The following is a 12,793-nucleotide window of genomic DNA, read 5'->3' as shown; positions in this document are numbered from 1 at the left end:
CCAAACGGAAGCTTGCTTTTGGACTGCCAGCGGCAACGGGGCCGTGGGGTGCCGTCGGTCCTGAGAGACGGCCCAGCGGTTTCGCAAAAGCTCCACTGGATAGAAAAAGCGTCCGTCCCTGTCGGGGCGGACGCTTTATGCAACCAATCGTCGTGATAGAAGAAGTTCACGGTGACTGATGGAGCCTCAAAGGGAGCGTGTGCGCCGGCAGGTTTCCTTCAGATCTGCAATAGCATTTTTATGTGAGGTATCCCGTCCAGCAGAAATTCCTCGGATATCTGCTGGAAGCCCAGCTTTTCGTAAAAACGCCTCGCGTAGGTCTGTGCTTCCAGATAAATCTGTTTTGCCCCAAACTGCTTCTGCGCTACCAGTAAGCCTTCCTTCAAAATTTGGCTGCCTAAGCCACATCGCCGTTTTGCCGCGATGACGCGACCGATGGAAACGTACTCGCTTTCGATCTCTTTATCCATTACCCGCAGATAAGCCTGAATGCCGTTTTCGTCCTTCAGATACACGTGAATGGCAGCTTGATCGCAGTTGTCGAGTTCTGGGTACGGGCAGTTCTGCTCGACCACGAAAACATCCACACGAAATTTCAGAATGGCGTACAGTTCTTCATTGGTTAATTCATGGAATCGTTTTGTGTTGAGTTCCATACCATCACCCCTTACGACAGTGCAATGGGAAAGCCCTCGGCTTCAGCCGTGCCCACAAAGCGGGGCGAACTTTCCAGTCTTAAGGGAGAAGACATAAGACTGACTTCGGTCGGCTGTCTTTGTCGATCTTAGAATCTCATGTCATAACGATTGCACTTTTTCGACAGCGGTATAAAAGCGTCCGCCTCAATTGGGGCGGGCTCTCTTCATGCCGCCCTATCCGTCACTTCCTGCCGCCCAGGTAGACCGCTTCGATCTCCGGATCAACCAGCAGGTCCTTCGACGCCCCCTCCTTGACGATGGATCCCGTCTGAATGACGTAGGCCCGGTGGGAGAGCTGGAGCGCCTTCTTCGCGTTCTGCTCGACGATGAGGATCGTCGTGCCCAGCTTCCGGTTGATGACGGTCAGTTCCTTGAATATCTCGTTGATGATGATGGGGGCGAGGCCCAGGGATGGCTCGTCCAGGAGCAGCACCTTGGGCCGGGCCATGAGGGCGCGGCCGACGGCCAGCATCTGCTGCTCGCCGCCCGACAGCGTGCCCGCGTACTGCTCCCTGCGCTCCAGGAGCCGGGGGAAAAGCTCAAAGACCTTCCGCTCCTGCTCTTCGATGGCGCTGCGGTCGGAGAGGGGGAAGGCCCCCATCCTGAGGTTCTCCAGGACGGTGAGCGGGGCGAAGACCCTGCGCCCCTCCGGCGCGAGGGAGACGCCGCTGGTCACCACCTGATGGCTCCTTCGGGGCAGGTCCCGGCCCTCCAGCAGGACCCTGCCCGATGCGCGCGGGACGTCGCCCATGATGGCGTTCATCATGGTCGATTTTCCCGCGCCGTTGGCCCCGATCACCGCCACGATCTCACCGGGGAAGACGTCGAGCGAGATGCCCCTCAGGGCCTGGATGGCGCCGTAGTTCACCGAGAGGTCCTGAACGGAAAGGATGGGGGTTCTCTCGTCAGCCATTTGTCATTCCTCCTCCCCAAGGTAGGCCTTGAGCACTTCGGGGTGCTGGCGGATGTCCTGCGGACTGCCCTCGGCGATCTTTGCGCCGAAGTTCATGCAGATGATGTGCGGGCAGATGGCCATGACCATGTCCATGTGGTGCTCGATCAGGAGGATGGTGAGGCCGAGTTTTTGATGCAGTTGGGTGATCAACTCGTTGAGGTCGTGCACCTCATCGGCGTTCATGCCCGCGGCGGGTTCGTCCAGGAGCAGGAGCTGCGGCTGAAGCGCAATGGCGCGGGCGATCTCAAGCCGGCGCTGCAGGCCGTAGGGCAGGGTCCCGGCGGCCTGTTCCGCGCGGTCCGCCAGGTCGACCTGCTCCAGGAGCTCCATGCTCTCCCCGCGGATCGCGGCCTCGCGTCCGCGCCAGCGGCCGAGGTGCGTGATGGCCTCGAAGAACGAGTAGCCGTGGTGCTGCTGCGCCGCGGTCATGACGTTCTCAAGGACGGTCGAACCCGGAAAGAGCCTGAGGTTTTGGAAGGTGCGGGCTATCCCCAGGCGGATGACCTGATAGGACCGCAGGGCGTTGACGTTTTTGCCCATGAACTTGATGTCGCCGCCGTTTGTGTCGTAGACGCCGGTCACCAGGTTGAAGATGGTGGTCTTTCCCGCACCGTTGGGCCCGATGAGCCCTGCGAGCTCCCCCCGCCGGATGACGAAGCTCATGTCGCTGACGGCCTGGACCCCGCCGAAGAACTTGTTGACGCCCTTCAACTCCAGCACCGCGCTCTTCGATGTCGGGTTCATCAGCGGCTCCCTCCCTTCTCGTCCGGCCCGGCGGCCGGGGACTTCCTCCAGCGCTTCAGGACCCGTCGGGCGTAGGCCGGGGTCAACTCGTTGGTCCCCATGATGCCCTCCGGGCGAAGGACCATGATCAGCACCAGCACGGCCCCGTAGACGAGCATCCTGTATTGAGAGATGGGGCGGAACAGCTCCGTGACCAGCGTCAGGATCGTCGTGCCGATCAGGCAGCCGCTGGTGGAGCCCAGCCCGCCGAAGACGACGATGGAGACCAGCTCCGTCGACTTCACCTGATCGAACATGACGGGCTGGATGAAGGACATGTAGCCCGCCAGGAGCGCGCCCGCCACGCCGCAGTAAAACGCCGAGATGGCGAGGCTCAGGACGCGGAAGTGGGCCGTGTTGAAGCCCAGGAGGGACGCCGCCACGTAGTCGTCCCGACAGGCCTTGAAGGCGCGCCCGTACCGGCTGTTGATCAGGAAGAACATGAGCACGCACAGGACGAGAAAGAAGGAGACGGCCACGGTCATGGACGTGTAGTTGTCGATTCCCGGATAGCCGCGCGCGCCGCGCGTGACGCTGTTCCAGTTCTCGATGATGAGCCGGATGGCCTCACCCAGCCCCAGGGAGACGATAGCGTAGTAGTCGCCCACCAGCTTGAGCGTCGGAAGGCCGATGAGGTACGCCAGCACCATGGACAGGACGCCCCCCGCGAGGATCGCAGCGGCGAAGTGCACCTCGTACTCGACGGTCAGGATGGCCGCCGTGTAGGCCCCGATGGCCATGTACCCCGCGTGCCCCAGCGTGAAGATGCCGGTGAAGCCCGTAAAGAGGGAGACCCCCAGAGCGGCGATGAGGTTGATCGCCAGAAGGGTGACGACTCCGGATGCATAACCTTCCACCATGATGATCCCCCCTATACCTTCTCGCTGACGGACTTTCCGAAGAAGCCCGTGGGGCGTATGATCAGCGTCACGATGAGGATGCCGAAGACGACGAGGTCGCGGAACTGGCTTGAGATGAAGCCGGCGGTCAGCATCTCGGCCAGCCCCAGGATGATGCTGCCCAGCACGGCGCCCGGCAGGGAGCCCAGCCCGCCGATGACGGCCGCGATGAAGGCCTTCGTCGTGATGGCGTTCCCCAGCTGGGGATAGAGCGTGTACCGCACGGAGAGAAAGATTCCCCCCACGGCCGCAAGGAGCCCCGCGACGAAGAACACGATGGAGATGAGGCGGTTGACGTTGACCCCCATCAGCCCCGCCGTTCGGAGGTTGTAGGACGCGGCCCGTATGGCCAGCCCCCACTTCGTCTTGACGAGGAAGACCTGCAGCCCGATGAGGAACGCCACGGCCGTGATCAGCGACAGGATGTCGAAGGCGCTCGTCGTGACCACCCCGAAGAAGCGGACGGGGTTCGTTGGGATCACGGGCGGCAGAGCGCGGAAGCGGCCGCCGATGGTCACGACGAAGAGGTTTTCGATCACGATGCTCATCCCCATGGAGGCGATGAGCATGTAGAGCGTGACGGGCGTGCGCTCGCGGATGGGACGGTAGGCCAGGCGCTCCACGACGATGGCCGAAACGCCCGCGCCGACGAGGGCGGCCAGGGAGGCCGTCCAGATGTCCAGCTTGAGTTTGAGGAGGGCGTAGTAGCAAATGTAGCCGCCGATGACGAGGAAGCCGCCGTGCGCGAAGTTGGAGAACAGCAACACGGAGTAGACCAGCGAGTAGCCGACCGCGATGAGGGCGTAGACCGATCCCAGCGACAGCCCGTTGATCACCTGTTGAATCAGGGTGACGAAGAGATTCAAAATTTAACACCTCGATTTCGTTGAGTGGTGTGGATACGGAGGCGCCCAAGCGCCTGGGGACTCGGACCGTCGGTCCTTTCGCGTCCCGCGCCCGCGCTCCGAAAGGTGGTGAGGCCGCATAGAAACGGGGCCCAGGACCGACGAACGCCAGCCTTGGGCCCCTCCGTGAATGCGGTTTATTTCGGCTCTATTTTCTTGTAGAACTCCGTGTTCAGGTCGTCGCCGACCTTCAAGATGATGCCCGCCTTGTTCAGCGGGTTGTGGTCTTCGGGGTCGATGGTGAGGGTGGCGTGGTTCAGTTTGAGGCCCTTCGTCTCCTCGAGGGCCTTTGCGATCGCAGGCCCCTCGGCCGCACCCGCGCGCTTGATGGCGTCCAGGACCCACCACATGGCGTCGTAGGCCATCGTGCCGTTCACGAACTCCTTGCACTCGTCGTGGTAGGTTTCCTTGTAGCGCGCGAAGATCGGGGCCATGACCGGGTCCCCCAGGTAGGTGTGGTTGATCCAGTACGTCCCCTTCATGGCGTCGCCCGCGATCTCGTTCATGAACTCGCCGTACCCGTCGCCGCCGATGACGGTGACGTCGAGCCCCAGCTCCTGGGCCTGCTTGATGGCCAGCGCCATGTCCTTGCCCATCCCCGGCAGGAACAGGACGTCCGAGCCGGAGTTCTTGATGGTGGTGAGCTGCGCGCGGTAGTCCACGTCCGTCTCGCGGAAGCCCTCGTCCGCCACGACCGTGCCGCCCAGCTTCTGAAAGTCCTTGGTGAAGAACTCCCGGAGCCCGTGGGCGTAGTCGGAGCCGACGTTGTACAGGATGGCGGCCTTCGTCTTCTTCAGGTCGTTGTAGGCCAGGTCGGCCGCCAGCGCGCCCTGGTAGGGGTCCGTGAAGCAGATGCGGAACGAGTAGGGACGGACCTTGCCCTTGTTGTCCACCGTAACCAGCGGGTTGGTCCCGATGGTGGAGATCTGGGGGACGCGCCCCTTGTTCACGATGGGCGCCGTGGCGATGTTGATGCCGCTGGTGTTGGCCCCGACGATGACGCAGACGCCGTCGCTCTCGATCATGCGGCGCACCGCGTTGACCGCGTCCTCGTTGCGCGTTTTCGTGTCGTAGACGACGAGCTCGATGGGACGGCCAAGGACGCCTCCCGCGGCGTTGGTCTCGCTGACCACCATCTTCGCCATGTTGACCTCGGTGATGCCGTACTGCGCGTAATCGCCCGTGAGCGCGGCAAGGTAGCCGATCTTGATGGGGCCCTCCGCCGCACAGGCCGCTCCTGAAACCGCCAAAACCATCGCCAGTACCGCTAAAGCCTTTCTCAAGGTGTCCACCTCCGGATAATTTCAGATTTCGGGAAAGCCAATGAAAATAATTTTGAGTAGCAGCAATTTAGCAATTTGATGACTATTATTGTACCGGCCCGGCGCGAAAATGTAAAGGGCCCTGACCCAAATCCACAATCTGCGACGGCTTTATCGAGGATTGCATCTATGCACAGGTTAAGTTGATTTTATACCCAATCGCGTCTAATAATGTAGATTGCCTCCCCTGAAAGGGGAGGTGGTTCGCGCAGCGAACCGGAGGGGTTGTTCCCTGGGTACAACAACACCCCCCAGCCCCTGCGGGGCAGCCCCCCTTGCAGGGGGGCTTTTCTTGTCTTCTTTAAAACGTGAATTGGTATTATCCTGCACTTGTCCGGTGCGGAAGGAATGTGCAAAGCCTGCCCTCGCTGCACGTTAAAAACTTTGCCTGTGGACCTGGGCCTGAGCCGATGTGCTCCGGCAGGGCCCTCTCCCCCCTGGCTTAAAATGGGCCGTAGTCGATCGCGACCGCGCCGACGATGAAGGCGGCCTGGAGCAGGAAGCAGAGGGCGTAGAACGGGATGATCCAGCGATAGTAGCGCGAGAGCGGGATCTTGACCATGGCGCAGACGATGACCATGAAGCCCGTGGGCCACAGCAGGTTGGAGAAGCCGTCCCCGAACTGGAAGGCCAGCACCGCGATCTGCCGGTTCAGGTGGATGAGGTCGGCGATGGGGGTGATGATGGGCATGGCGACGGCGGCCTGCCCCGATCCCGACGGGATCAGGAAGTTGAGCAGGTTCTGGAACACCAGCATGCCGATGGCGCTTGCGTAGAGGGACAGGCTTTCGAGGAGGCTGACGCAGCCGTGGATCAGCGTGTCGATGACGTTGCCCTTCGTGAGCACGACGAGGATGCCGCGGGCCACGCCGACGGTCAGCGCGGCGACGACCCCCCTGGACAGCCCGTCGCAGAGCGTGCCCGCGATGCGGTTGGGCCCCCAGCGGTTGATGATCCCCACGACGATGGAGACGATCATGAAGATCGCGGCGACCTGGTTGATGTACCATCCCAGGAAGATCAGCCCGTAGCCCATGACGCACACGCCGACGAGGAGCGCGAGCATCGAGAGCTTGCGCTGGAGCGTGAACGGCGTGTTCATCTTCTCGTCGTCGATGGTGAAGTCGGAGTAATCGACGTCGCTCACGAGGCTCTTCGACGGGTCCTTCTTCACCCGGTTCGCGTAGTGCAGGACGTAGAGGATGCTGAAGGCCGTCATGACGGCGAGGATGAGACAGCGGTATCCGATGCCGGAGAACACGGGGAGCTCCGCGATGCTCTGTGCCACGCCGATCGTGAAGGGGTTGACGGTGGCGGAGGCGAAGCCGATCCCCACCGGGACCACGGAGATGGCCACGCCGGTGAGCGCATCGTACCCCAGCGCGATGCTGAGGGACACGAAGATCGGCGAGAAGGCGATGATCTCCTCATAGGACAGCGTCCCGGTCGAGCCCCAGATGGAGAGGAGCGTCATCAGGACGACGATCAGGCCCAGGGAGAACCGTGGGTTCTTCTTCGCCTGGCGGACCATCAGGGCGATGCTGGCGTCGATGGCTCCGGTCTTCTCCATCAGGTAGAGGCACGAGAACGCCGCGAAGATGAGGAAGACGATGTTGGCCGCCTCGATCAGGCCAAGCTCCAGAGAGACGAACATCTCGAAGAGGCCGACGGGCGTCTCCTCCACGTACTTGAAGGAGGTGGGGTCGATGACCGTCCTCTTGAGCCCCTCGTCCATCACCCTGGCGTACTGCCCCGCGGGGACGATGTGGGTGGCGACGGTCGCCAGGACGAGCACGCAGAAGAGGAGCACGAAGATGTGGGGCAGCTCCCGAAGCTTTTTCGCGGGGGGCTTGGGGTTCTCTGACACTTTGAATTCCTCCTAAAAATAATTATAGAAATAAATCGCGAGGACGAAGTCCTCCTGAATCTGTACGGTTGCGGCGCGGCCGCGCCCGAACGCCTGCCGGCCCGCGAGGTCGATGCGGGCGCGTCCGGATCGTTCCTCACTGCGCCCTGATGTACCCCCACAGGTCCTCCTGGCGCACGGCGGCCAGGCCCTCGCTGAAGGGCCGCACCTCGTCGTATTGATTGTTCAGGACGTTCTCCCCCAGCACGTTGACGAAGCTCCATCGGGCGTCCGTCGCCGTCCCGGCGACCCCCTCGCTGAAGGGCAGGGCCCCGTTGTAGCGGTGGGGGATGACGAGGCGTCCCCGCGCGTCGATGTAGCCCCAGGCGCGGTAGCTCGCGTGGCGTTTCACGGGGGCGAGGCCGTATTTAAAAGGGCCCGCCTCGTCGAAGGAGGCCCGGATGCGGTCCCGTCCCGCCACGTCGATGTAGCCGAACCGCCCCTCGACCTCCACGGGGGCCAGGCCCTCGCTGAAGGGACCGGCACTCAGGAACTGGGGCGGAATCTTCATGTGCCCCGCTGCGTCAACGTAGCCCCAAAGTCCGTTGCGCCGCACCGGCGCAAGCCCCTGGGAGAAGGAGCCGGCTGCCTCGAAGCTCGGCGCAATGGCGAACCGGCCGGTCATGTCGATGAAGCCCCAGAGGCCGCCGTGCTGCACGGCAGCGAACCCCTGGCTGAAGGGCAGCCCTCCCTCGAAGGTGGCGTCCCCGAAGACGGGCTTTCCGTCGGGGTCGATGTAGCGGTCTCCCACGAAGGCTACCCCCTCGCTGAAGGGCCCCGCCTCCGGGACCCGATAGACGAAGGGCAGGACCATGCGCCCCAGGCTGTCGATGTAGCCCCAGGCGTCGTTGGACTTCACGGCGGCCAGCCCCTCGTGGAAGTCCCTCGCCTCCGCGTACTCGAAGTCGATCACGACGCGCGGCGGGCACGTCTGCACCGCCTCCGCCCCCACTGTAAAAAACGCTGCGGCGAGGGCTGGAAGCAGGCACGTCAAAATCCTTTTCAGTTTTTTTTGCGCTGTTTTCAGGGCCATCGACATCCTTGTCCTTTCGTGCGGATTCACAAACGGTTTCACAGGGGAACTTTTGAAGGTCATCCCCCTACTCTTTCGTATTATATCAAATTATATCAAAAAAGCGCGCTGCGGGGCGGCCCGGCCTCTCCTCTGCGCCTGTGCAGAAAAGTGCCTCCACCCGACTTTTCGGGGTGACAAAACGGAGGTTTTGAAGTAGGGTTAGAGGGCGTCGGTCGGTTTCGATCGCGGTTCTCGCCCCTGGGGCGGCTCCGCCTTCGGAGCGGATGACGGCCATTTGCAGCGAAAGGGGTCTTTGTGTATGGTAGAGCTTAAGGTGCGTGGTGGAGACGCCGCGGGGTGGAGCGGCGGAGCCGTCGTCCTGCTCCTGCGGGAGGAGGACTGCAGGTCGGTGCCGGAGGTGCCCTGTCGGGATGCGGTGAAGGAACTGGCGGCGCGGAAGGACTTCACGGGAAAGACGGGGACGTCTCTGCGGGTGCCGCTCCTGAGCGGCGGTGTGCGGAACCTGTTCCTGGTCGGGCTGGGCAATGGGGAGGACGAGGCCTGCAATGCCGAGGCGGTGCGGAACGCGCTGACCGCCGCCCTGCGCGAGGCGGGGCGCCATCGCTGCGAGTCCGCCCTCGTCCCCATGGCGCATCTGAACGTCGGGGCTGGGCGGCCCTTCGGTCCGGAGGCGCCCGACTGGTCCGTCGTCGTGGGGGAGGCGGCGGGGCTCTCCGGCTATGCCTTCGACAAGTACAAGGAGCGGAAGGAGGACGACGAGGAGGGACCCTTCGCTCTGCGGGAGGTCCTGGTCCCCGGCCTGGACGAGGCCGCGGCGCGGCGGGGGATGACCTACGCTGCCGCTCAGGTCGCGGCGCGGGACCTGGCCAACGAGCCGGGCTGCGTCATCAACCCGCCGGCGCTGGCCGACCGCGCTCAGGCGATGGCGGAGGAACTGGGGCTGGCCTGCGAGGTGTGGGACGAGGCGCGGTTGAAGGAGGAGCGCATGGGCGCGCTCCTGGCGGTGGGCAGCGGCTCCGCGACGCCTCCGCGGCTAATCCGCCTCTCCTACGTCCCCAGGGGCGGGAAGGCCCGCGGTAAGGTCGTGTTCGTGGGCAAGGGCATCACCTTCGACAGTGGCGGGCTCGACATCAAACCCGCCTCGTCCATGACCACCATGAAGGGGGACAAGTCCGGGGCCTGCTGCGTCATGGGCATCCTGCGCGGTGCGGCGGAGATGAAGCTGGACGTGGAGGTCCACGGCATCCTGGCCTCGGCCGAGAACATGCCCTCTGGCTCCTCCTTCAGGCCGGACGACATCGTCCGCGCCCGCAACGGCAAGACGATCGAGATCAACAACACGGACGCGGAGGGCCGGCTGGTCCTGGCGGACGCCCTCTGTCTGGCCAGCGAGATGCGCCCTGACGCCATCGTCGATATCGCGACGCTGACGGGGGCCTGCGCGGTGGCCCTGGGCAACTGGAGGGCAGGCCTCTTCTCGCGCAGCGATGGCCTGTCGGAGGCGCTTCTGGCCTCGGCCCGCAGGCGCGGGGAGCGCTTCTGGCGGCTGCCCGCGGAGGACGACCGCATCGCGGAAAAACTGAAGTCTCCCTTTGCGGACCTGGTGAACTCCGGCCAGCGCTACGGCGGGGCGACCTTCGCCGCCCTCTTCCTGGGGAACTTCGTGGATCGGGCGATCCCCTGGGCCCACCTGGACATCGCGGGCGTGGACTTCATGGAGAAGGCGTGGGGCGTCTACGCGAGGGGGGCCAGCGCCTTCGGCGTCCGCACCTGCCTGGACTACCTGGCCTCGCTTTAAGGGAAGATCGGGGAGCGGTCTTTGGGCCTTCCGTAGAAGGAGGCCCAAGACCGCCTTCGAGGTTCAATCCTGCGGTTCACTTCCCCCGCTTTCGCCGATTCCTGTTGAAGTTGATGAGGCACCCGGCCTTGATGATCTCCCGCTCCTCGGCCGTCATGTCCTGGACGTAAAGGCAAACCTTCGACGCGCGGCCGTCCTTCAGGACATATGCTGGAATGTCCTTCAGGTCGTCGTCCAGCGCCCTGCGGATATCCGGCACGTAGATGTAGTCGTCCACGTCGAATGCGTCCGGCCTGCCCTTGAGGTGAAAGGGGATCATGCCCCAATTCATGCAGTTGCTGCGGTAGCGCTTTGTGGCATACTCCTGAACGATGTTGGCCAGACCGCCCAGCACCCGCTGGCACGAGGCCGCCTGTTCGCGGGCGGAGCCGTCTCCGGGCCGGTTGGCGTACACGACGGAGCCGATCTCCACCTTCATTGGATCGACGCTCTCCTGGCCGGGTATCTTTTTGATGAGGGCGAAGACCTCCTTCAGGCCGGCGTCGTCGGGTTGGCGGCCGGCGCGGCGCTCCTCCTCGAGCGCCTGGATCGCCTTGGCCCGCCCCACGTACTCCGGGTCCCGTCGCGACAGCGTAAACTCCGCAAGCCCCAGGGGGTTGCTCCTGAAGGAGGAAGTCTCCCCCGAGGGGATGAGCTCGTCCGTCGTCGTCACCTCGTCCAGGATCTTCGACGCCACCCGCAGCAGGACGTTCTCCGTCAGAGGCTCCATCTCCGGCCAGGGCTTGATGTTGGGCCCCGAACGGAGTTCCGTCTCCGGCGCCGCCCTCCCCCAGCCCTGGTAGACCCTGGCTCGATACGCCCTGTCGTCATAGTCGTGCTCCGGCACGTCGCCCCATTGGCACTCGAAATTTTCGGCACTCGTCAGCTTTCCCTCGTTGGCCGCCGTGGCGGCGATGGAGCGGGCGTCCATCAGGGCCACCGCCGCCATCTGCCCCTGACCGGGCTTGGAGCCCTCCCGGTTGGGGAAGTTTCGCGTCGTGTGCCGGATGGACAGCGCGTTGTTGGCGGGTGTGTCGCCGGCGCCGAAGCAGGGGCCGCAGAAGGCCGTGCGGATCACCGCCCCGGCGTCCATCAGGTCTGCAAGGAAGCCCTTCCTGTCCAGGTCCGTGAACACCGGCTGGGACGACGGGTAGATCGAGAGGCAGAACTCACCGTCGCCGCAGGACCTTTCCTTGAGACAGTGGGCGGCCTCGACGACGTTCGTGTAATTTCCCCCCGCGCAGCCACCGATGACGCCCTGCTGCACCAGAAGTTTGCCGTCCGGCGTGATTTTATCCAGCAACGTGAAACGCGCCCGGCCCTCGGCCACCTTTTCCGCCGCGGCCTCGGTTTCCTGGAGGATGTCCTTCAGGTTCCCGTAGAGCTCGTCGATCGTATAGCCGTTGGACGGGTGGAAGGGCAGCGCGATCATGGGCCTCACCGCCGACAGGTCCACCTCCACGCAGCCGTCGTAGTAGGCGATCTCCGCCGGGTTCAGCTCCTTGTAGTCGCCCTCCCTGTGGTGCCTTTCCAGGAACGTTTTCGTGTCCCCGTCCGTCCGCCATATGGAGGACAGGCACGTGGTCTCCGTCGTCATGACGTCCACGCCGTTGCGATAGTCCGTCGTCATCGAGGAGACGCCAGACCCCACGAACTCCATGACCTTGTTCTTCACGTATCCGTTCTTGTATACGGCGCGGACGATGGCGAGCGCCACGTCGTGGGGGCCGACGAAGGGTGCGGGCTTCCCCTTGAGGTAAATGGCCACGACGCCGGGCCGGGCGATATCGTAAGTGTCACCCAGGAGCTGTTTCACCAACTCGCCGCCCCCTTCGCCAACGGCCAGGGTCCCCAGCGCGCCGTAGCGGGTGTGGGAATCGGAGCCCAGGATCATCTTTCCGCAGCCGGCGAAGCTCTCCCGCATGTACTGATGGATGACGGCGATGTGGGGCGGGACGTAGATGCCGCCGTATTTCTTTGCGGCGCTGAGGCCGAAGAGGTGGTCGTCGTCGTTGATGGTGCCCCCCACGGCGCAGAGCGAGTTGTGGCAGTTCGTCAGAACGTAGGGCAGCGGGAAGCGCTCCATCCCGGAGGCCCGTGCCGTCTGGATGATGCCCACGAAGGTGATGTCGTGGGAGGTCATGGCGTCGAACTTGATCTTCAGGCGTTCCATGGAATCCGACGTGTTGTGAGCCTCGAGTATGCCCCAGGCGATGGTCCCCTGCAAGGCCGTCGCCTTGTCCGCGTCCTTTCCGGTCAGCTGCCGGACTTTATCCGCCTCTGACTCCGGGACGACCTCCGCACCATGGACGAGGTATACGCCTTCATCGTAAAGTTTGACCATAAAAATCCCCCCATCATTGTTAAAGTCGCCTGAGCGTGGGTCAATGCGTGGCTGCGTTTCCATCGGTCGTCGCGCAAGGCGTGACGGCGCGTCCTGTGAGCGTTTTTT

10 protein-coding genes are annotated in these 12,793 nt (G+C 63.6%); 1 reads left to right on the top strand and 9 read right to left on the bottom strand.

From position 1 onward, the window contains the following. Positions 1 to 218 precede the first annotated feature (218 nt). The 8 genes from ACK28C_RS01095 to ACK28C_RS01060 all read right to left on the bottom strand — a co-directional run bounded on the left by ACK28C_RS01095 (position 219) and on the right by ACK28C_RS01060 (position 8,462). On the bottom strand, positions 219 to 656 hold the full coding sequence (locus ACK28C_RS01095; RefSeq protein ID WP_015555925.1) for a GNAT family N-acetyltransferase: 438 nt from the start codon (positions 654 to 656) through the stop codon (positions 219 to 221). A gap of 223 nt (positions 657 to 879) precedes the next feature. Beyond that, the gene (locus ACK28C_RS01090) at positions 880 to 1,611 is read right to left on the bottom strand and encodes an ABC transporter ATP-binding protein (protein WP_015555926.1); all 732 of its coding nucleotides are present in this window, start codon (positions 1,609 to 1,611) and stop codon (positions 880 to 882) included. A gap of 3 nt (positions 1,612 to 1,614) precedes the next feature. Then, positions 1,615 to 2,397: an ABC transporter ATP-binding protein gene (locus ACK28C_RS01085; RefSeq protein WP_015555927.1), complete on the bottom strand. Its 783-nt coding sequence runs from the start codon at positions 2,395 to 2,397 to the stop codon at positions 1,615 to 1,617. Beyond that, complete coding sequence (locus ACK28C_RS01080; protein WP_015555928.1) at positions 2,397 to 3,296, bottom strand: branched-chain amino acid ABC transporter permease; 900 nt, start codon at positions 3,294 to 3,296, stop codon at positions 2,397 to 2,399. Before ACK28C_RS01080 ends, ACK28C_RS01085 begins: the two co-directional genes overlap by 1 nt. An 11-nt stretch (positions 3,297 to 3,307) precedes the next feature. After that, positions 3,308 to 4,201, bottom strand: a complete 894-nt coding sequence (locus ACK28C_RS01075) for a branched-chain amino acid ABC transporter permease (protein WP_243440547.1) — start codon at positions 4,199 to 4,201, stop codon at positions 3,308 to 3,310. 176 nt (positions 4,202 to 4,377) lie between these two features. Continuing rightward, positions 4,378 to 5,523: an ABC transporter substrate-binding protein gene (locus tag ACK28C_RS01070; protein ID WP_208872532.1), complete on the bottom strand. Its 1,146-nt coding sequence runs from the start codon at positions 5,521 to 5,523 to the stop codon at positions 4,378 to 4,380. 481 nt (positions 5,524 to 6,004) lie between these two features. Next, positions 6,005 to 7,429 carry a YfcC family protein gene (locus ACK28C_RS01065; RefSeq protein WP_208872533.1) on the bottom strand — a complete coding sequence of 475 codons (1,425 nt, stop codon included), beginning with the start codon at positions 7,427 to 7,429 and terminating at the stop codon, positions 6,005 to 6,007. Positions 7,430 to 7,565: 136 nt separating this feature from the next. Continuing rightward, positions 7,566 to 8,462: a WG repeat-containing protein gene (locus ACK28C_RS01060; RefSeq protein ID WP_409152332.1), complete on the bottom strand. Its 897-nt coding sequence runs from the start codon at positions 8,460 to 8,462 to the stop codon at positions 7,566 to 7,568. A gap of 340 nt (positions 8,463 to 8,802) precedes the next feature. Here ACK28C_RS01060 and ACK28C_RS01055 point away from each other — a divergent pair, with 340 nt between their 5' ends. Beyond that, complete coding sequence (locus tag ACK28C_RS01055; RefSeq protein ID WP_015555931.1) at positions 8,803 to 10,302, top strand: leucyl aminopeptidase; 1,500 nt, start codon at positions 8,803 to 8,805, stop codon at positions 10,300 to 10,302. 76 nt (positions 10,303 to 10,378) lie between these two features. Here the strand turns inward: ACK28C_RS01055 and ACK28C_RS01050 are convergent, their stop codons facing one another. Next, positions 10,379 to 12,685 carry a hydratase gene (locus tag ACK28C_RS01050; protein WP_015555932.1) on the bottom strand — a complete coding sequence of 769 codons (2,307 nt, stop codon included), beginning with the start codon at positions 12,683 to 12,685 and terminating at the stop codon, positions 10,379 to 10,381. Positions 12,686 to 12,793 lie beyond the last annotated feature (108 nt).

This window comes from Fretibacterium fastidiosum (assembly GCF_964642095.1).
GTDB classification, from domain to species: Bacteria; Synergistota; Synergistia; order Synergistales; family Aminobacteriaceae; genus Fretibacterium; species Fretibacterium fastidiosum.
The sequence above is the reverse complement of the archived record's forward strand: the minus strand, read 5'-3'. Positions and strand labels throughout refer to the sequence as shown.

What these genes read in the sequence shown, in the direction of transcription:
- ACK28C_RS01095 (WP_015555925.1), bottom strand. Translation starts at nt 656, where the DNA reads ATGGAACTCAACACAAAACGATTCCATGAATTAACCAATGAAGAACTG.
- ACK28C_RS01090 (WP_015555926.1), bottom strand. Translation starts at nt 1,611, where the DNA reads ATGGCTGACGAGAGAACCCCCATCCTTTCCGTTCAGGACCTCTCGGTG.
- ACK28C_RS01085 (WP_015555927.1), bottom strand. Translation starts at nt 2,397, where the DNA reads ATGAACCCGACATCGAAGAGCGCGGTGCTGGAGTTGAAGGGCGTCAAC.
- ACK28C_RS01080 (WP_015555928.1), bottom strand. Translation starts at nt 3,296, where the DNA reads ATGGTGGAAGGTTATGCATCCGGAGTCGTCACCCTTCTGGCGATCAAC.
- ACK28C_RS01055 (WP_015555931.1), top strand. Translation starts at nt 8,803, where the DNA reads ATGGTAGAGCTTAAGGTGCGTGGTGGAGACGCCGCGGGGTGGAGCGGC.
- ACK28C_RS01050 (WP_015555932.1), bottom strand. Translation starts at nt 12,685, where the DNA reads ATGGTCAAACTTTACGATGAAGGCGTATACCTCGTCCATGGTGCGGAG.